The organism is Lachnospira eligens (genome assembly GCF_009680455.1).
GTDB classification, from domain to species: domain Bacteria; phylum Bacillota; class Clostridia; order Lachnospirales; family Lachnospiraceae; genus Lachnospira; species Lachnospira eligens_A.
The window spans coordinates 301,327-322,388 of the sequence record NZ_WKRD01000002.1 but is presented as its reverse complement, the minus strand read 5'-3'; the positions used below and the strand labels follow the sequence as shown (position 1 = coordinate 322,388).

15 protein-coding genes are annotated in these 21,062 nt (G+C 38.8%); 14 read left to right on the top strand and 1 reads right to left on the bottom strand.

Translation table 11 applies throughout. The annotated features are described in order from the left end of the window. Positions 1-119: 119 nt before the first annotated feature. The 13 genes from cas1 (at position 120) to GKE48_RS03330 (ending at position 18,434) form a co-directional block, all read left to right on the top strand. Entirely contained in the window at positions 120-1,082 is a 963-nt protein-coding gene (cas1, locus tag GKE48_RS03385) for a type V CRISPR-associated endonuclease Cas1 (protein WP_154300440.1), read from the top strand. Positions 1,083-1,090: 8 nt separating this feature from the next. Next, positions 1,091-1,366 (top strand): CRISPR-associated endonuclease Cas2, encoded by a 276-nt coding sequence (gene cas2 / locus GKE48_RS03380; protein ID WP_055286275.1) that lies wholly within the window; start codon positions 1,091-1,093, stop codon positions 1,364-1,366. A gap of 260 nt (positions 1,367-1,626) precedes the next feature. Beyond that, positions 1,627-1,749: a hypothetical protein gene (locus GKE48_RS15150; RefSeq protein ID WP_416388731.1), complete on the top strand. Its 123-nt coding sequence runs from the start codon at positions 1,627-1,629 to the stop codon at positions 1,747-1,749. Between the two features lie 460 nt (positions 1,750-2,209). Continuing rightward, positions 2,210-2,977, top strand: a complete 768-nt coding sequence (locus tag GKE48_RS03375; protein ID WP_154300439.1) for a Uma2 family endonuclease — start codon at positions 2,210-2,212, stop codon at positions 2,975-2,977. Between the two features lie 21 nt (positions 2,978-2,998). Further along, positions 2,999-5,608 carry a translation factor GTPase family protein gene (locus GKE48_RS03370; RefSeq protein ID WP_243138427.1) on the top strand — a complete coding sequence of 870 codons (2,610 nt, stop codon included), beginning with the start codon at positions 2,999-3,001 and terminating at the stop codon, positions 5,606-5,608. Between the two features lie 35 nt (positions 5,609-5,643). Continuing rightward, complete coding sequence (locus GKE48_RS03365) at positions 5,644-7,074, top strand: SGNH/GDSL hydrolase family protein (protein WP_154300437.1); 1,431 nt, start codon at positions 5,644-5,646, stop codon at positions 7,072-7,074. 104 nt (positions 7,075-7,178) lie between these two features. Then, complete coding sequence (locus GKE48_RS03360; RefSeq protein ID WP_055286266.1) at positions 7,179-8,792, top strand: MBL fold metallo-hydrolase RNA specificity domain-containing protein; 1,614 nt, start codon at positions 7,179-7,181, stop codon at positions 8,790-8,792. Positions 8,793-8,794: 2 nt separating this feature from the next. After that, positions 8,795-9,706, top strand: a complete 912-nt coding sequence (locus tag GKE48_RS03355) for a diacylglycerol/lipid kinase family protein (RefSeq protein ID WP_243138426.1) — start codon at positions 8,795-8,797, stop codon at positions 9,704-9,706. Between the two features lie 367 nt (positions 9,707-10,073). Continuing rightward, positions 10,074-14,612: a glutamate synthase large subunit gene (gene gltB / locus GKE48_RS03350; protein WP_243138425.1), complete on the top strand. Its 4,539-nt coding sequence runs from the start codon at positions 10,074-10,076 to the stop codon at positions 14,610-14,612. Positions 14,613-14,773: 161 nt separating this feature from the next. Next, a complete protein-coding gene (locus GKE48_RS03345; protein WP_154300435.1) occupies positions 14,774-16,258 on the top strand; it encodes a glutamate synthase subunit beta in 1,485 nt (494 codons plus the stop codon). Between the two features lie 170 nt (positions 16,259-16,428). Next, positions 16,429-16,665: an HPr family phosphocarrier protein gene (locus tag GKE48_RS03340; RefSeq protein ID WP_118009267.1), complete on the top strand. Its 237-nt coding sequence runs from the start codon at positions 16,429-16,431 to the stop codon at positions 16,663-16,665. Between the two features lie 25 nt (positions 16,666-16,690). Next, positions 16,691-17,692: an ABC transporter substrate-binding protein gene (locus GKE48_RS03335; protein ID WP_243138424.1), complete on the top strand. Its 1,002-nt coding sequence runs from the start codon at positions 16,691-16,693 to the stop codon at positions 17,690-17,692. Then, on the top strand, positions 17,682-18,434 hold the full coding sequence (locus tag GKE48_RS03330; protein WP_147604203.1) for an ABC transporter permease: 753 nt from the start codon (positions 17,682-17,684) through the stop codon (positions 18,432-18,434). The genes GKE48_RS03335 and GKE48_RS03330 overlap by 11 nt, the downstream gene beginning before the upstream one ends. Positions 18,435-18,476: 42 nt before the next feature. Here GKE48_RS03330 and GKE48_RS03325 read toward each other — a convergent pair whose 3' ends face one another. Beyond that, positions 18,477-19,946, bottom strand: coding sequence for a 4Fe-4S dicluster domain-containing protein (locus tag GKE48_RS03325; protein ID WP_012739633.1), 1,470 nt, complete (start codon positions 19,944-19,946; stop codon positions 18,477-18,479). Positions 19,947-20,098: 152 nt separating this feature from the next. On the opposite strand from GKE48_RS03325, the gene floA reads away from it, so the two are divergent. Further along, the gene (floA, locus tag GKE48_RS03320) at positions 20,099-21,049 is read left to right on the top strand and encodes a flotillin-like protein FloA (RefSeq protein WP_041688166.1); all 951 of its coding nucleotides are present in this window, start codon (positions 20,099-20,101) and stop codon (positions 21,047-21,049) included. Positions 21,050-21,062: the final 13 nt, after the last annotated feature.

Genomic DNA, 21,062 nt, shown 5'->3' with positions numbered 1-21,062 from the left:
ATTGATTGATACAATGAGGTCTTTTGATTTGAATGAGTTTTATCAGTCAAATATTGAAAAATGTAAGAAATGTATTTATGAAGATGCATATGACAGGTCTTTAAATATGGGGGATTGATATGTTAAATGCAAATGATTTTAAAAAGAAGCAGATAGTTTTTTTATTTACAAATGAAGGTGACAAATTATCATTTTTAAATGATAACATAATAGTGAAAAATAAAGAAGGAGGAATAAAATATCAATCAACATGCTACAGATTGTTTATGATATGTGTAGTTGGTAATATCTCAATAACAAGTGGTTTAATACAGAGAAGTAAAAAGTTTGGCTTTTCTATATGCCTAATGACTACTACATTTAAGGTGTATGAAATATTGGGAGCGAGGATGGAAGGAAATACCTTGTTAAGAAAGCACCAGTATGAATATACAGAAAATGATATAGGCAGGAAAATAGAACAGAATAAAATCAAGAATCAATCTCAAATATTAAAAAATATTAGAGGAAAGAATCAAATAATGAAAGAAGGCATTGAATTATTAGATAAAATGGTAGTTCAATTAGAACAGCAATTGGAATATTTAGAGGTAATGGGAATAGAAGGCAATGCTGCAAGAGTGTATTTTTCCAGAGTATTTGATAATGTTGATTGGAAAGGAAGAAAACCAAGAATTAAAAATGATTATGTAAATGTAACATTAGATATTGGATATACCATGCTGTTTAATATTGTGGATGCCATATTGCAGGTTTATGGATTTGACACATATTACGGGGTATTTCATAAATGCTTTTACATGAGAAAATCATTGGTTTGTGACTTGATGGAACCAATAAGACCGGTTGTTGATTATCAGGTAAGAAAATCAATAAATCTTGGACAATGTAAAGAAAATGATTTCGAAGTTATTAATAATAGATGGTGCTTAAAATATAAGTCTAATCCGCAATATATACAGTTCTTAATGAATGCAATATTGGAATATAAAGATGATATATTTTTATACATTCAACAATATTATAGATTTTTTATGAAAAGAAAAAGTGTAAGTGAGATACCTGTGTTTATAATTCATTAGAGGTGAAAATGATAATAGTAAGTTACGATATTTCGGATGATAAATTAAGAACAAATTTTGCAAAATATTTGTCTAAATTCGGTCACAGGATACAGTATTCGGTTTTTGAAATTGACAATAGCACTAGAATATTAGATAATATAATCAGTGATTTGAAGAATAAGTATGAGAAGAGATTTAGTCAGGAAGACAGTGTTATGATCTTTAAATTATCTTCAAGTTGTGAAGTACTAAGGTTTGGATATGCAAAAAATGATGAAAAAGATTTTATTATTATTACATAATGCAAACATGGGCTTTGATAAAGTATTATTTAAAGGTTATTCAATAAAATATGAAAAAATACACAAATAAATTGTTTTTTATAAGGTTATATGCTTAATAATTTGTTTAATTTGACGAATTAAGAGTTTGAATAACCTTAAATAATTTCTACTTTGTAGATGACAAGTATTTTCTTGCAGTTTTTAACGCAAAAAGTAAGCCTGATAAAAAGATAATTTAGGGCAGTGGGGATAGAAAGAGTGATGCTGATTATAAGAAAATGGTATACAATCTGCTTCCTGGATCTAATAAAATGCTGCCTAAGGTATTCTTTTCAAAAAAAGGCATAAAAACATTTAAACCATCAGAGTATATAATTTCAGGTTACTATTGTAGATGTTAATCTTGCAAGCCTTATGGGCGTGTTGAATAACCCTTAATAATTTCTATACCAACACCTACTATAACTGCATTTTACGCATGATTAGTAGGTGTTTTTTCTGCTTTTCAAGCAATTCGCAACGAAAAATCCAAGAAATAACCTACTATTTAATGAAACCTGAGTCATTTAGTATGTTTTTTAGAATATAAAACTCTTTTTTAGTGCAAAAATGACCTACGAAATTATGATGATAAGGCAATCTAGTAGGTTATTGAATAATCATGTGGTGAGTGAGCTAAGCTCAAGTGCGATATTTAACATCATTTAAGTTTCAACCAGTAAGTATGGAAATAAAACGGTTACAAAATGGATATTTATTTACTATATTTTGGTTGACTAATGGATATACAACTCTTATAATGAGTATAGAAATTATATTTAATCATGTACGGATATTCATGTTTTGATTGGAGAGGGTTATATGACAATTAATGAGATGAAAGAGAAGAAGAAGGAAAAAGGATATTCATATGCCAAGATTGCTGAATTGTCTGGGGTGCCTCTGGGAACAGTGCAGAAGATTTTTTCTGGGGAAACAGAGAGTCCGCGATATGATACTCTTACAGCACTGGAACAGGTTTTTAATGAACAGTTAGAAGTAAGGGAGCCAGGTGGATTATATAAGGCAAGAAAGAATGGTGAATACACTATTGATGATTACAGGGCACTGCCTGATGAACAGAGAGTGGAGCTGATTGACGGATACTTTTATGATATGGCTTCGCCGACTTTCGGACATCAGTCAATTGGTGGAGAGATTCACAGGCAGATTGCTAATTATATTATGGAATATGGTGGAAACTGTCGTCCATTTATAGCACCTGTAGATGTACAGCTTGATTGTGATGAGAGGACTATGGTTCAGCCGGACGTAGGAATAGTATGCGATACATCTAAGATTAAGAGATTTGGTATATATGGTGCACCGGATTTTGTTGTGGAAGTCGTTTCTTCGTCTACCAAGAAGAAGGATTATGCATTGAAGCTTTCCAAGTATATGGAGGCTGGAGTGCGTGAATACTGGATACTGGACTTTGCGCAGGAGAAGGTCCTTGTGTATTTCTTTGAGAGTGATGTATATCCGGTGATATATGGATTTGATAAGCCGGTTCCGGTGAATATATATAATGGAGAACTTAAGATTGATTTTACCAATATTGCGAGATGGCTTAAAGAAGGCATGGAATAAAACTTGGAGAAAGGAAATGATATGGCACATAGTAATCCGATAACAATCGGCATGCTGGCACATGTTGATGCAGGAAAGACGACGCTGTCAGAGGCGATACTATATAGTGCGGGAAGCATAAGAAAATTAGGACGAGTTGATAATCAGGATACATTTCTTGATACAGGGGATATGGAGAGAGCAAGAGGAATCACCATATTCTCAAAGCAGGCGGCTTATAATTATAACGGAAGTTCATACACGCTGCTTGATACACCAGGGCATGTTGATTTCTCGGCTGAGACAGAGAGAACGTTGTGGGTGCTTGACGCAGCGGTTCTTGTAATAAGCGGAATGGACGGAGTACAGGGACATACCGAGACGCTGTGGAGTCTGCTTAAAAGACTTGGAATTCCGGTATTTATATTTGTCAATAAGATGGACCAGCAGGGAACGAACAGGGCAAGAATTATGGAGCAGCTAAAGAACAGGCTGTCAGAGTCATGTGTGGATTTTAATAATATAGATTACGAAGAAGTTGCAATGTGCCATGAAGAGGCGCTTGAGCAGTTTCTTGAATCTGCACATGTTGATGATGCCCTTATGAGCCGCATGATTATGGAAAGAAAAATGTTTCCTGTATATTTTGGTTCGGCACTCAGAATGAACGGAGTTGAGGAACTTATAAATGGAATTGATACATATGTAAGCTGTCCTGATTACGGCGAAGAGTTCTCGGCAAAGGTGTATAAGATTACAAGAGATGACAGAGGAGAAAGACTTACACATCTTAAAGTATGCGGTGGTTCTTTAAAATCAAAAATGCTTATTGGCAATGAGAAGGTCAACCAGATAAGAGTCTATGCAGGAGATAAGTTTACAAGCATTAATGAAGTATCTGCCGGAACTGTCTGTGCTGTGACAGGACTTTCAGAGACTAAGGCAGGTCAGTTTATCGGAGCAGGCGGAGAGGATAATATACCTGTGCTTGAGCCGGTACTTAATTACAAGCTTAATCCTCCGACAGGAGCAGACCCGGTGGCACTTCTTTCAAAGCTTCGTACACTCGAGGAGGAAGAACCTGAACTTCATGTTGAATGGGATGAGAACTTCAAAGAAATACATGTAAGCGTAATGGGTCCGGTGCTTATTGAGGTGCTGACCAATATTATTAAGACAAGATTTGGTGTAGATGTAACATTTGGTGAAGGAAGCATTGTATATAAAGAGACAATTAAGAATAAGGCGTATGGAATCGGACATTTCGAGCCTTTAAGACATTATGCTGAGGTTCATCTGCTGCTTGAACCGGGTGAGCCGGGAAGCGGCATGAGATACGAATGTCATTGCAGTGAGGATATACTTGATAAGAACTGGCAGAGGCTTGTGTATACACATTTGTGTGAAAAAATGCATAGAGGAGTGCTTACAGGTTCTGAACTCACGGACATGAAGATTACGCTGGTTGCAGGAAGGGCGCATCCAAAGCATACGGAAGGCGGAGATTTCAGGCAGGCAACCTACAGAGCTGTAAGGCAGGGGCTTATGCAGGCAGAATCAGTATTGTTAGAGCCATTCTACGCATTTTCACTTGAGGTAAAGAGAGATTATGTCGGCAGGGCAATGACCGACTTCGAGAGAATGGGTGCAGCATTTAACATGCAGGAGGCTGATGGTGATAATGTTGTTATCACAGGTGAAGGTCCGGTTTCAGTGATTGGTAATTATCAGGCAGAGGTTAATGCCTATACCAAGGGAACAGGCAGACTTGCTCTTAAGATGGCAGGCTACAGACCATGCCATAATACAGAAGAGGTTATTGAACGATTCGGATATGAGCCTGAGCGTGATACAAGAAATCCGGTAGATTCAGTATTCTGTGCAGGCGGTTCGGGATATGTTGTGCCGTGGAATGAAGTAAGAGAGCATGCACATGTCGAGATAGCCGTGACGGATTCCGGGGTTGCCGGTGGACAGTCTGACAGGGAGGTCAAGCTTACGGCAAAGCAGGCTTCAAGAACAGTGTCTGACGAGTGGATTGGAACAGACGAGGTAGACAGAATCTTGAACGAAACATATTTTTCTAACAGCAGAGGCGATAATGAAAGAAGAAAGTTATCGAAAAGAAAAGCTGACACAGCAGTTGGAAGATATGTTACAGGCGGTAAAGCCAATGTTAAAAACCCTCCTAAAGCACCTGAATATAATCCAGATAAGAAGAGTTTTCTTCTTGTTGACGGATATAATATAATACATGCATTTAAGGAGCTATCAGAGCTTGCACAGGTCAATCTTGACAGTGCAAGAGGCAGGCTGCTTGATATACTGTGTAATTATCAGGCGATGAAGGGATGCGAACTGATTGCGGTATTTGACGCATACAGAGTTCCGGGACATGATGAGGAGTTTATTGATTTTCATAATATTCATGTGGTATTTACGAAGACAGCAGAGACTGCTGACCATTATATAGAAAAATTTGCACATGAGAATGGAAAGAAATATAATGTAACGGTGGCAACATCAGATGGTGTAGAACAGGTAATTATAAGAGGACAGGGATGCCTGCTTATATCTGCCAGAGAGTTCGAGAAAGAGATAGCTGCGATGGAGGAACACCTCCGCGAAAACTACCTTAATAAGACATATTGATGATAACACATATATTTAAAACGAGGTGACATACGATGAGTACATTATGGGTTGTTGGTGATTCAACATTAAGCTCTTTTTATGACAAATACTATTATCCAAGATATGGATACGGAACCAAGCTTGGCTGTTATCTTAACAGCAAGGTGCAGGTTAATAATCTTGCACTTTCAGGAAGAAGCAGCTTAAGCTTTACTAAGGAAGAGAATTATAAGGAACTTCTTGCAGGCATGAAAGCAGGAGATTTTCTTATAATCGGATTTGGACATAATGATGAGAAAACAGAGACAGGAAGATATACAAGCCCGATAGGCGGCAGGGATAAGAAAGGCACATTTGCAGCATCATTATATGACAATTATATTAAGCCGGCACTTGATGTTTCATGTACACCAATACTGTGTACACCTATTGTAAGAAGAACTGCAACAGGAGAGTGGACAAAGCAGGAACTTCATATAACTGATGACGCTGCACAGTTTAAGGGAGGAGACTATCCACAGGCAGTCCGTGACCTTGCAAGAGACCTTGGAATCGTCTGTGTTGATATGACTGAAAAGACAAAGGCTTTATATGAAGAGTTAGGACCAAAAGAGACAATTTATCTTCACGCATGGCCATCTAATAAAGAAGTAAGTGTTGACAATACACACACTAATATATGGGGCGGCAGGGTTAATGCTTTCCTTGTTATGCAGGAGCTTGAAAAGGCTGGAATATCAGGATTATCAGAGAATATAGTTAATATAAGGGCAGATGAACCGCTTCCAGACAAGAACAGATATCTTGAAAAAAATGCTTCATACAAGCCGGTAGTGTTCAGCGATAAGCTTGCTGACAGCAAGAACTTCAAAGATGCATATGGATTCAAAGGCACAGTATTCGGTGATGTTACAACTCTGCCAACGGAATCTGATAATTATATACTTGAAGAAGTTCCAGGGGGAATACACATCGCGGTTAAGAATAATGATGGCAAGATATCTACTGTTACAGACGGAATTGCAATGTACTATAAGAAGATTCCTGTAAATGTGAACTTTACCCTTAAGGCTAAGATGACAATTAATGATTATTTCTATAACAATCAGGTGTCATTTGGGCTTATGGTAAGAGATGACATGTATATTGATAAGAAAATGCCTGATGTACTTGGCGATTATATAGCGGCAGCACCACTTAACCTTACTTATAAAGACCAGGCATGGAGCTGTTTTGCAAGAAAGAACAGCGAACTTATGCAGGGAAGCGTGACAGGAAGAGAACTTAAGCCGGGTGATACAGTAGAAGCATGTATAAAGTCTAATCCGGACGGATATGCAGTAAAATTAGGCGATGGAGAGTTCTTAACAGGCGGATTTGATTTTAAGCTGACAGCCGTAGACCCTAAGCATGTATACGCAGGATTCTTCGTTTCGAGAAATGCGGATGTTACATTTACGGATATAGAATATACAGAGAATTAATACAATTTTTATATATGATTGTATTTAATTTTACATAGGAAAATGTTACAATTACATCAGAAATATCGTGAAAAAATAGCGTTGACGCGGAAATGAGGCATATTATGAAACTAACATTTTTAGGCGCGGATCATGAGGTAACAGGAAGCTGTCATTTCTTACAGGCGGCAGGTCTTAATATTCTTGTAGACTGCGGTATGGAACAGGGCAATGATGTATATGAAAACCAGGAACTTCCTATTGCAGCATCTGATGTGGATTGCATATTGCTGACGCATGCACACATTGACCATTCAGGTCTGATTCCTCTTATGTATGTGAATGGATTCAGGGGACAGGTGTATTCAACATCAGCTACGGCACAGCTGTGTGAGATAATGTTAAGAGACAGCGCACATATTCAGATGTTTGAAGCTGAATGGAGAAACCGGAAGGCTGCCAGATCAGGAGGAAAACTCAAGGAATTTGTTCCACTGTATGATATGGATGCAGCAGTTAATGTCTGCAAGCAGTTCGTAGGCTGTGAGTATGACAGGGTATATGATATTGCAGAAGGAATTAAGATTAGATTCACAGATGTTGGACATCTTCTTGGTTCAGCGAGTATCGAGGTATGGGCAACAGAGAAGACAGAGAATGGTGATGTAACAGAGAAGATTGTGTTTTCGGGTGATATAGGTAATATTAACAAGCCGATAATTAAAGACCCGAAGCATGTCAGGGATGCCGACTATGTAGTTATGGAGTCAACTTATGGTAACAGAAGCCACGGAGGAACTCCTAATTATGTGGAAGATTTAACTGATATATTTAAGAGAACATTTGAAAGAGGCGGTAATGTTGTTATTCCGTCCTTTGCAGTAGGAAGAACTCAGGAACTGCTTTATATCATAAGAAAGATTAAAGAAGATAATCTCGTTGGCAGAGATTTTGATGTATATATGGATAGTCCACTTGCTATTGAAGCGACGAACATATTTATTAAGAATGTGGAGAGCTGCTTTGATGATGAGGCAGTAGAACTTGTAAGAAAGGGGATTAATCCGCTTTCATTTCCAGGGCTTAAGTATGCAACTACGGGAGATGAATCAAAGCAGATTAACTTTGATCCTAATCCTAAGGTTATTATTTCTTCATCAGGTATGTGTGAAGCAGGAAGAATAAGACATCATTTGAAGCATAATTTGTGGAGACCAGAGTGTACAATTGTATTTGTTGGTTATCAGGCTGTTGGAACAACAGGCCGTATAATAGTTGATGGTGCAGAGGAGATTAAACTTTTTGGCGAACCGATACAGATAAAGGCAGAGATTGTACAGCTTAAGGGTTCAAGTGGTCATGCTGATAAAGATGGGCTTCTTTGTTGGATTAATGCATTTGACACAAAGCCTAAAAAGGTGTTTGTTGTGCATGGCGAAGACAGTGTGTGTGACGAGTTTACGGAGTGTCTTAAAGAAGAATATGGTTATGATGCCATGGCACCATATACAGGTGGAAGTTATGATCTTATTGCAGACAGAGTTATCTCTGAAGGAGTTAAGGAAAGAAAGACTAGAAGAACGACGAGTACACAGCGTGGTAAAACTGTATTTGACAGACTTGTTGCTGCTGGAAAGCGTCTCATGACAGTTATTACACACAATGAGGGTGGTACGAATAAAGATCTGGCTAAGTTTACAGATCAGATTAATGCATTATGTGATAAATGGGACAGGTGATTATGATGAAGATGCTGTTTGTTTTTAATCCAAACTCAGGAAAAGCTCAGATTAAGAATCAGCTGATGAAGACAATACAGGTGTTTTCTAAGGCTGGATATGAGATTACTGTATATCCGACTAAGGCACCGCTTGATGGCTATCAGCACATTTTAGATAATGAAGGCAGGTATGATGTCATAACATGTAGTGGTGGAGATGGTACTCTTAATGAAACGGTTGCGGCTGTTCTTAAGTATAAAGGAGAGAAGCCGCCGATAGGGTATATTCCTAGTGGAACAACGAATGATTTTGCTGCGAGTCTGGGAATTCCAAGAAATATGGTGAAGGCCGCTGTTAATATAGCAAAGGGTAAACATTTTCCTTGTGATGTAGGAATTGTAAATGGAGAACGCTCATTTAATTATGTTGCTGCATTTGGGGCGTTTACAAGGGTTTCTTATGGAACTCCACAGAATCTTAAGAATATACTTGGACATCAGGCTTATGTAATTGAAGCAGTCAGAAGCTTATCAACTATTAAACCACAGTATATGCGTGTATATTCTGAGGAGATGAATGTTGAGGGCAATTTTGTATATGGAATGATAAGCAATACAGATTCAGTTGGTGGAATAAAGAATCTTACCGGCAATGATGTTAATCTGCAGGATGGATTATTTGAAGTTACCCTGATAAGAGAGCTTAACAATCCTATAGCAGTCCAGTCGCTTATTAATGCTTTTATAACTAAAGACCTTAGTAAATGTGACTGGGTATGCACATGGAAGACCAGCTCTGTAAGGTTCGAATCACCACAGCCTGTATCATGGACACTTGATGGTGAATATGGTGGAGAACATACAGAAATAAAGTTTTCTGTTAAGGAGAAAGCGGTTGATTTCCTGATAGGAGGAGTACCTGCTAATAACTAATAGATAATCATTAATAATATAAAGTGATAAAACCTTGTAAATTAGTACGTTGGGTTTTGTCACTTTATTTTTTTACTAATTTTACGCCGACAGGTAAAAATCATACACAATTTAGAAACAATTCAACTTCTATGCTTAAAAACAGGCAGGGATTAAGTGTGAAACATATAATGATAAATAAAGATAATATTACATTTTAAGAGATAATATTGTGACAAATTGTGTAATTGTCTGATAATTATAATAAACAATAGTAATAGTCAAATTATCAGACAATTGCGGCAAAAAAATATTTACAAAATCCATAAAACAGGAGTATATTATGTGCAAGCAAAGCTTTAGAATATACGAAAGGATGATTAGACTTATGGAAAATGAAATCAAACAGCCTGGTCTTTACAGATCTGAACTTGAGCATGATGCCTGTGGTATCGGAGCTATTGTAAGTATTAATGGAATTAAGACACATCAGACAGTATCTGATGCTTTAAGCATTGTAGAAAATCTTGAGCATAGAGCTGGTAAAGATGCAGAAGGAAAGACTGGTGATGGTGTTGGTATCCTTCTTCAGATATCACACAAATTCTTTAAGAAAGCCGTAAAGCCATTAGGAATTGAGCTTGGAGATGAGCGCGATTATGGCGTTGGAATGTTTTTCTTCCCACAGGATGAACTGGCAAGAAACAGAGCCAAGAAGATGTTCGAAATCATTGTTGAGAAGGAAGGACTTGAATTCTTAGGTTGGAGAGATGTTCCAACATTTCCTAATGTTCTTGGTAAAAAGGCGGTTGACTGTATGCCATATATCATGCAGGGATTTGTAAAAAGACCTGCTAATGCAGCTAAAGGAATTGAGTTTGACAGAAGACTTTATGTTGCAAGACGAGTATTTGAGCAGACAGCAGAAGATACAACTTACGTATGTTCATTATCAAGCAGAACGATTGTATACAAAGGTATGTTCCTTGTAGGACAGCTTCGTCAGTTCTTTGGTGACCTTGAAAATCCTGATTATGAGTCAGCTATTGCACTTGTTCATTCAAGATTCTCAACTAACACTAACCCAAGCTGGGAGAGAGCTCATCCTAACAGATTCATGGTACATAACGGTGAGATTAATACTATCAAGGGTAATGCCGACAGAATGTTAGCAAGAGAAGAGACAATGACATCTCCATATCTTGAAGATGAGATGTCAAAGATTACTCCGGTTGTTAATACTAACGGTTCGGATTCAGCAATGTTAGATAACACACTTGAGTTCTTTGTTATGAACGGCATGCCGCTTCCACTTGCTGTTATGATTACAATTCCTGAGCCTTGGATTAACAATGGTGCAATGGCACAGGAGAAGAAGGACTTCTACCAGTATTATGCAACAATGATGGAGCCTTGGGATGGTCCGGCTTCTATCGCATTTACAGATGGAGACTACTTTGGAGCAGTGCTTGACCGTAACGGTCTTCGTCCTTCAAGATATTATATTACTAACGATGGTTATCTTATTCTTTCTTCAGAGGTTGGAGCGCTTCCAATCCCAGAGAGCAGAATTAAGTTAAAGGACAGATTAAGACCTGGAAAAATGCTTCTTATAGATACAGTTAAGGGCGAACTTATAGAGGATGATAAGCTTAAGGAAGAATATGCAACTAAGAACCCTTATGGTGAGTGGCTTGACAGCAATCTTATACAGCTTAAGGATTTAAAGATTCCTAACAAGAAGGTTCCTGTTCATACTAAGGAAGAAAGAGCAAGACTCCAGAAAGCATTTGGCTATACATACGAGGATTTCAAGACATCAATACTTCCTATGGCTCTTAACGGAACAGAGCAGACAGGTGCTATGGGTATTGATACTCCACTTGCAGTACTTTCTAATAAGCATCAGCCACTGTTTAATTATTTCAAACAGTTATTTGCACAGGTTACTAACCCACCAATTGATTCAATAAGAGAGAAGGTTGTTACATCAACAACTGTTTATCTTGGAACAGAGGGTAATATTCTTGAGGAAAAGGCTGAGAATTGCAAACAGTTAAGAATTAATGATCCAATCCTTACTAACACAGACCTTCTTAAAATTAAGAATATGAATGTTGAAGGATTTAAGGTAGAGACTATTCCTATTATATATTACAAGAATACTTCACTTGAAAGAGCTATCGACCACTTATTTGTTGAGGTTGACAGAGCACACAGAGAAGGTGCTAATATCATTATTCTTTCAGACAGAGGTGTTGATGAGAACCATGTTGCTATTCCTTCATTACTTGCGGTTGCTGCATTACAGCAGTATCTTGTACAGACTAAGAAGAGAACAAGCATGGCTGTAATCTTAGAGAGTGGTGAGCCAAGAGATGTCCATCATTTTGCGACTCTTCTTGGATATGGTGCTTCTGCAATTAACCCATATCTTGCACAGGAGAGTATTCAGGAGCTTATCGACCTTAATATGCTTGACAAGGATTATTATGCAGCAGTTGATGATTACAATAAGGCAATTATCACAGGTATTGTTAAGATTGCTGCCAAGATGGGTATTTCAACAATCCAGTCATATCAGGGTGCTAAGATATTTGAGGCAATTGGAATTAATTCAGATGTTATAGATAAATACTTTAAGGGTACAGTTTCAAGAATTGAAGGCGTGTCACTAAAGGATATTCAGGAAGATGTTGAGACACTTCACTCTAAGGCATTTGATCCACTTGGACTTTCTACAGATACTACTCTTGACAGCTCAGGCGCTCATAAGATGAGAAGCGGCAAGGAAGAACATCTGTATAACCCACAGACAATACATTTGTTACAGCTTGCTACAAGAACAGGAGATTACAAGACATTTAAGGAATATACAGCTCTTGTTAATAAGGAAGAGGGCGTTAAGAACTTAAGAGGTCTTATGAACATTAAGTTCCCTAAGAAGGGAATCAGCATTGATGAGGTTGAAAGTGTTGATTCTATCGTAAGAAGATTCAAGACTGGTGCTATGTCATATGGTTCAATATCAAGAGAGGCACATGAAACTATGGCTATTGCCATGAACATGCTTCATGGTAAGTCTAACTCAGGTGAAGGTGGAGAGGACATTGACAGATTAAAGGTTGGTCCGGATGGTCTTAACAGATGCTCTGCAATCAAGCAGGTTGCATCAGGAAGATTCGGCGTTACTTCTAGATACCTTGTAAGCGCACAGGAGATTCAGATTAAGATGGCACAGGGCGCTAAGCCGGGTGAAGGTGGACATCTTCCAGGAAAGAAGGTGTATCCTTGGATTGCAAAGACTCGTCTTTCAACTCCGGGTGTTGCGCTTATTTCACCACCACCACATCATGATATATATTCAATCGAGGATCTGGCACAGCTTATATACGACCTTAAGAATGCTAACAAGAATGCAAGAATATCAGTCAAGCTTGTTTCAGAAGCTGGTGTTGGTACAGTTGCATCAGGTGTTGCCAAGGCGGGCGCACAGGTAATTCTTATTTCTGGTTATGACGGAGGTACTGGTGCAGCTCCAAGAAGCTCTATACATAATGCCGGACTTCCATGGGAATTAGGTCTTGCAGAGGCACATCAGACACTTACAATGAACGGACTGCGTAATAAGGTTATTATTGAGACAGATGGTAAGTTAATGAGCGGAAGAGACGTTGCTATCGCAGCAATGCTTGGTGCAGAGGAATTCGGATTTGCAACAGCTCCACTTGTAACTATGGGCTGCGTAATGATGAGAGTATGTAACCTTGATACATGCCCTGTTGGTGTTGCAACACAGAATCCTGAGCTTCGTAAGAGATTTACAGGTAAGCCAGAATATGTTGTTAATTTCATGAGATTCATTGCACAGGAACTCCGTGAGATAATGGCTGACTTAGGAATTAAGACACTTGATGAGCTGGTAGGAAGAACAGATTTGCTTGAGCAGAAGAATGTTGCCAAGAGCGGACGTTCAGCAGAGATTGATTTATCACAGATTCTTGACAATCCATATGTTAAGCAGACAAAGATACATTATGATAAGAAAAATGTATTTGATTTCGAACTTGAGAAGACAGTTGATGAAAAGATTTTACTTAAGAAGTTCGAATCTGCCATGGAGACAGGAAGCAAGAGAAGTCTTGAAATCGATGTTGCCAATACAGACCGTACATTAGGAACACTTCTTGGCGCTGAGATTACAAGAAGATTTGATGATAAGCTTGATGATGATACATATACAGTAAAATGTAATGGCGCAGGCGGACAGAGCTTTGGTGCATTTATTCCTAAGGGACTTACACTTGAACTTGTAGGTGATAGTAACGATTACTTTGGTAAGGGACTTTCAGGTGGAAAGCTTATTGTATATCCACCAACAGGAAGTACTTATAAGGAAGACGAAAATATCATCATCGGTAATGTTGCATTATATGGTGCTACAAGTGGTAAGGCGTTCATCAATGGTGTTGCCGGAGAAAGATTCTGTGTAAGAAATTCAGGTGCAACAGCAGTTGTTGAGGGAACTGGTGACCACGGCTGTGAATATATGACAGGTGGTACAGTAGTAGTCTTAGGCAAGACTGGCAAGAACTTTGCTGCTGGTATGAGCGGTGGAATTGCTTATGTTCTTGATGAAGACACAAGTCTTTACAAGAGAGTTAATAAGCAGCTCGTTTCAATGGAAGCAGTTTCTAACAAATATGATGTCCTTGAGTTAAAGCAGCTTATAACAGAACATGTTGCTTATACTAATTCTAAGAAGGGCAAGGAAATACTTGATAACTTCGGAGAATATCTTCCAAAGTTCAAGAAAATCATGCCACATGATTATAAGAAGATGCTTAACATGATAGTACAGATGGAAGAAAAAGGACTTAGCAGCGAACAGGCTCAGATAGAAGCATTCTATGCGGCTACCAAGTAGGGTGCGCAAGATGTAGAAAAAGGACAGTGCAGGTTTACCTGCAGCTGTACTTGTTCTGTATCTTGCATAGGCGACGCAGTCGCGACTGACAAAAGCGAAGCTTTTGGAAGTGCACCCGTAGGGACAGTGCAAGTTTATAACATACATGAAAGGAGCTAACCATGGGAAAGCCAACAGGATTTTTAGACTATGAAAGAGTTGAAGCCACAGCGGTTTCACCTAAGGAAAGAATAAAGAATTTTAATGAATTTCATACACCTCTGTCAGAAGATGAGCAGAGAAAGCAGAGTTCACGCTGCATGGATTGTGGCGTACCATTCTGCCAGTCTGGTATGACAATAAAGGGAATGACTAGCGGATGTCCTCTTAATAATCTTATTCCGGAATGGAATGATCTTCTTTACACAGGAAACTGGGAACAGGCATATCACAGGTTACACAAGACAAGTAACTTCCCTGAATTTACAAGCCGTGTGTGTCCTGCACTCTGTGAGAAAGCATGTACATGCGGACTTAATGGCAAGGCAGTATGTACCAAAGAGAATGAAATGGCAATTATTGAGCATGCGTATGCCAAAGGTTATGCGAAAGCAAATCCTCCTAAGGTAAGAACTAAGAAGAGAATTGCTGTAGTAGGTTCAGGCCCTGCCGGACTTGCTGTAGCAGACCAGTTAAATCAGAGAGGACACAGTGTTACTGTATATGAAAGAGCTGACCGTATCGGTGGACTTTTAAGATATGGCATTCCTAATATGAAGCTTGAAAAGCATATAATTGACAGAAAGCTTGATATTATGAAGGAAGAAGGCATTGAGTTCGTAACTAATGCAAATGTTGGTGAGAACATTAAGGCTAAGAAGCTTATGGCAGATTATGATGCTGTAGTACTTGCGTGTGGTGCTGCTAATCCAAGAGATATCAATGCTCCTGGAAGAGATGCCAATGGAATATACTTTGCAGTAGATTTCCTTACAGCAACTACAAAGAGTCTTCTTGATTCAGGACTTAAGGATGGCAGATACATTTCTGCAAAGGATAAAAATGTTATCGTTATCGGTGGTGGTGATACAGGTAATGACTGTGTCGGAACATGTATAAGACACGGCTGTAAGTCGGTAACACAGCTTGAGATGATGCCAAAAGCACCAGATGAGCGTGCGGAGAACAATCCTTGGCCACAGTGGCCTTTAGTCTGCAAGACAGATTACGGTCAGGAAGAAGCAATTGCAGTATTCGGACATGATCCAAGAATATATACAACTACAGTTAAGGAATTCAAGAAGGATAAGAAGGGTAATCTTACAAGTGTTGTTACAGTAAAGCTTGAGTCTAAGACTGATGAAAAGACAGGAAGAAGAATGATGATCCCTGTGGAGGGAACAGAAGCAGAGCTTCCATGTGAGCTTGTACTGATAGCAGCAGGTTTCTTGGGCTCACAGAAATATGTCACAGACGCATTTGGAGTTGAACTTACAGAAAGAACTAATGTAAAGACAGCAGAAGACGGATTTGAAACAAGTGTACCGGGTGTATTTACAGCAGGAGATATGCATACAGGACAGTCACTCGTTGTGAAAGCTATAAGACAGGGAAGAGACTGTGCAAGAGCAGTTGATTACTACCTTATGGGATATACTAATCTCTAATTTATGATTATCAGAATATGGCATGGATGATATGAAAACGGCTTAGATAAGCGTTTTCTGTGGCATCCGTGCCATATTTTAGTCTTAGTTAATGGTTGTTTTTATAAGTTTTATGGTGTATATTAGTCTCTGATATGGGAATTACAATATGAGGAAGCGGAGGAGATAATATGCTGACAGTGATGATTCTTTTGGATTCTGTGGAGAAGGTTCAAAGGTTTGTAAGTACAATTAGTAAGTACTCATGTGGGTTTGATGTTGAATCAGGATATAGCTGTGTAGATGGCAAATCATTAGTTGGTTTGTTCAGTCTGGATATCAGTAAACCATTACAGCTTACAATTAATGATGGAGACGGCGAGATTGAGGATGTATTAAGGGATATACAGGAGTTCATGGAATACTAATTAAATATATCAGGAGAATAATAAGTTGAAGAAATTACTAGCAGTTATGCTTTCGGTTATTATGGTATTTTCATTTGCAGCATGTGCAGGAAAATCAGCCAATAACGAAGGCGGTAGACAGACAGAAGAGACAACAACAATAAGAATCGGAGCTATGGCAGGACCTACAGCAATGGGAATGGTTAAGCTGCGTAAAGATTCAGAGAATGGCAATACTAAGAACACATATGCATTTGAAGATTTTGCTACGGATGCATCTGCATTTGTAACACCACTTGCAACCGGAGAGATTGATATAGCGGCTGTACCATCTAATCTTGCAGCTAATATATATAATAAGACGGAAGGCAAGGTCCAGGTTGTTGCTGTTAATACACTTGGAGTTCTTAATCTTGTAGAAAGAGGCAACACTGTCAACAGTATCAGCGACCTTAAGGGTAAGACTATATATGCTACAGGAATGGGTGCAGTGCCGGAATATACCATAAGATATATTCTTTCAGGTAACGGCCTTGATGCTGATAAAGATGTTGATATTGTGTGGTGTTCAGATACAACAGAAGCACTTTCTAAGTTAAAGTCAGAAGATGGTGCAATTGCTGTTCTTCCACAGCCTTTTGTTACAGCAGCAAGTGCCCAGATTAGTGGTTTAAGAGTTGTTATGGATCTTAATGAAGCATGGGAGAAGATTAATAATAATTCTAAGATTGTTACAGGTGTAATTGTTGTAAGAAAAGAATTTGCTGAAAAATATCCAGAACAGCTTAAGAAGTTCATTGATGAATATAACGAAAGTGTTGCATATACTTCAAGCAATATTGATGAGACAGCACAGCTTATTGCTGAGTATGGAATTGTTGCATCAGAAGCAATAGCTAAGAAGGCTCTTCCTAAGTGCCATATTGTATGCTATATTAATAATAACATGAGAAGTGCACTAGAAGGGTTCTTACAGGTGTTATATGACCAGAATCCTAAGTCGGTAGGTGGCAGTATGCCGAAAGATGATTTCTATTATGAATATTAATAAGAAGATATTGAATGTAATATATAAAGTGCTGGCAGTTATGCTGGCACTTATTTTATGGGAAATAGCTGCGCTAAAGATTGATTCACCGATATTATTAGTGACACCGGTACAGGTGCTTGGCAGATTATTTACTATATGGCATGAACCGGATTTTGCAGGAACTGTGTGGTTTACAATGTATCATATTGTCGGTGGATTTCTCGCAGGATTATTGTGTGGAATTATATGTGCAGTGCTTGCATATATATGTAAGCCTGTTGAATATATTCTGTGGCCGTGGATGGTTACAATTAAGGCAGTACCTGTTGCGTCTTTTGTGGTTATATGTCTTATATGGTTTACGGCAAAGAACCTGTCGGTGTTCATTGCATTTTTAATAGTTGTGCCTGTTATATACCAGAATACACTGACCGGTCTTAGAAGTACTGATAAAGGCATTAGGGAAATGGCAGATGTATTTCATATTCCTTGGATTCGCAGAATACGTTATATTATCATGCCACAGCTTTCACCTTATCTTATATCAGCAGGAAGAGTTACTGCTGGTATGGCTTGGAAAGCAGGAGTGGCAGCAGAGATTATCGGAATGCCCAAAGGTTCTGTTGGACAAATGCTTTATATGTCGAAAATATATCTTGATACGGATGATTTGCTGGCGTGGACGGTTATAATTGTTGTATTGAGTGTGATATTTGAAAAACTTGTTGTGCTTACTTTAAAAGCAGCACTAAAAAAATAGCGTTGACAATGTGAATATTGCCAACGCTATTTTGCGTTAATTTTATTTGTGCATTGAAAATGCTGTTAAGTCATATTTACTTAAGTTGTCTGAAACATTACGGTTGTCTGCTTCGGCGAGCAGCTTGTCACGGTCTTTGGCAGCAAGAACAGGATTCTTTCCGCTTCTGTGACGGCTTGGTCCACCAACACAGCCGCCTTCACATACCATTCCCTCAATGAAATCTGCGGGGAGTTTTCCTACTTTAAGAAGTGTAAGTGCTTTCTTACATTCGGCAGCACCTGAGCATTTTTCTATATTGAATTTATCAGGGTCAGCACCTGCTTCACGCATACATTGTGCAACAGCAGCGGAAACACCGCCTCCGTTACCGAATCTTTTACCATATATGCTTGCCTGCTGGTCGCTGTTTTCCTCAGGCTCAAGAACTACTTCTTTAGCCCGCATCATTGCTCTGAATTCACCGAGTGTAAGTACGAAATCAGCATTTCCCTGACCCTTATATTCCTGCTTTTCATTCTTCTTGGCTATACATGGTCCGATAAATACGGTTATTGTATCAGGATCTTCTGACTTAAGAAGTCTTGAAAGTGCAAACATAGGGGATATAGTTGTTGATATATGTTCTGCAAGCTCAGGATACTGTTTCTTAATCAGATTAACAAATGCAGGACAGCATGAGGTTGTAAGCTTCTTTCCTTCTTTAGCTGCTTCAAGCCATTCTTCTGCCTCGGCCTGTGCAGTAAGGTCTCCGCCAAGACCTACCTCATACATATCATTAAAGCCCAGCTTCTTGCATGCTGTGCGGATGCTGCTCATTGTTATTGTGTCTCCAAACTGTCCTTCAACAGCAGGTGCTACCATGGCAACGACTTTCTTTCCGTCTACGATTGCCTTTATTACATCAACTATATCAGTTTTAGAACCGATAGCACCGAATGGACAGGCGTGGATACACTGTCCGCACTGGATACATTTGTTTTCATCTATTTCACAGATGCCATTCTCATCCATTGTAATAGCATTGGCTGGACAGATTTTCTTACATGGCCTTATGAGGTCTGCGATTGCATTGTATGGACAGGCTTTGGCACACATGCCGCATTCCTTGCATTTGTCAGGGTCTATGTAGGCTCTGTCTCTTGTCATGCTTACAGCACCGAACTTACATGCCTGCTGGCAGGCTTTCATCATACATTTTCTGCAATTATCAGTTACGATATAGTGAGAAAGTGGACAGTCGGCACATGCGGCTTCAATTACCTGGATTATGTTATTGGCACCCGGATGGTCACTTTCTGTTGGACATTTGCCTTCTGCCAGGCGGATTCGTTGTCTTGCAATTTCTCTTTCTTTATATACACAACAGCGGAATCTTGCTTTAGGACCAGGAAACATCTTGTATGCCAGTTCGTCCTTTTCTTCTTCAAACCTTCCTGCATATGCGAGCTTGGCAACTTCATACAGGATTTCATGCTTGATATTCTGAATAGTAGCATCATTAGATAACATAATGAAACCTCCTTTGTAATAATTGACAAAAAATTATCGATTACTAATTACTATAGCAGATTTTTTAAAATGATTCTATATAAATGTGGTATTTTTTCTCATTATATGTAATAATATTTTTGAAAATCAAAATATATAAAGGGGGATTAATTATGCCTTACATTCCAATTATTCCAATCATTATTGTGGTACTGCTTATATTGTTATTCGCATTTGTACCAATGAGATTATGGATTACTGCATTAGCATCAGGAAGCCATGTCGGTATAGGAACTCTTATCGGTATGAGATTGAGAAAGGTTCCACCAGCAAGAATTGTGCTTCCACTTATTCAGGCAAGAAAAGCCGGATTACAGCTTAACACTAATCAGCTTGAGTCACATTATATGGCAGGTGGTCATGTAGACGCTGTTGTTAATGCACTTATTGCATCAAGCAGAGCCGGTATGAACATACCATTTGAGATGGCAGCAGCTATCGACCTTGCAGGCCGTGATGTTTTAGAGGCTGTCAGAATGAGTGTTAACCCTAAGGTTATTGAGACACCTAATATTTCAGCAGTTGCCAAGGATGGTATTGAACTGTTAGTTAAGGCAAGAGTTACTGTAAGAACTAATATTAACCAGTTGGTTGGTGGTGCAGGTGAGGCTACCGTAATTGCCAGAGTTGGTGAGGGTATTGTAACAACAGTAGGTTCAGCAGATTCGCACAAGAGCGTGCTTGAGAATCCTGATTCTATCTCCAAGGCTATATTACAGAAGGGTCTTGATATTGGAACAGCTTTCCAGATTCTTTCTATTGATATTGCGGATGTTGATATCGGAAGAAATATAGGCGCTCATCTTCAGAGCCTTCAGGCTGAGGCTGATAAGAATATTGCACAGGCTAAGGCAGAGGAAAGAAGAGCAGCCGCTGTTGCTCTTGAGCAGGAGATGAAAGCAAGCGTTGTAGCTGCTGAGGCAGAAGTACCTAAGGCTTTGGCTGAAGCTTTAAGAACAGGCAGAATGGGCTTTAAGGATTATTATGACCTTCAGAATCTGAAGGCTGATACTAAGATGAGACAGTCGATAGCAGGAGAAACAGAGAAGCCGGCAACTATTTAATGAACTTGTGAAT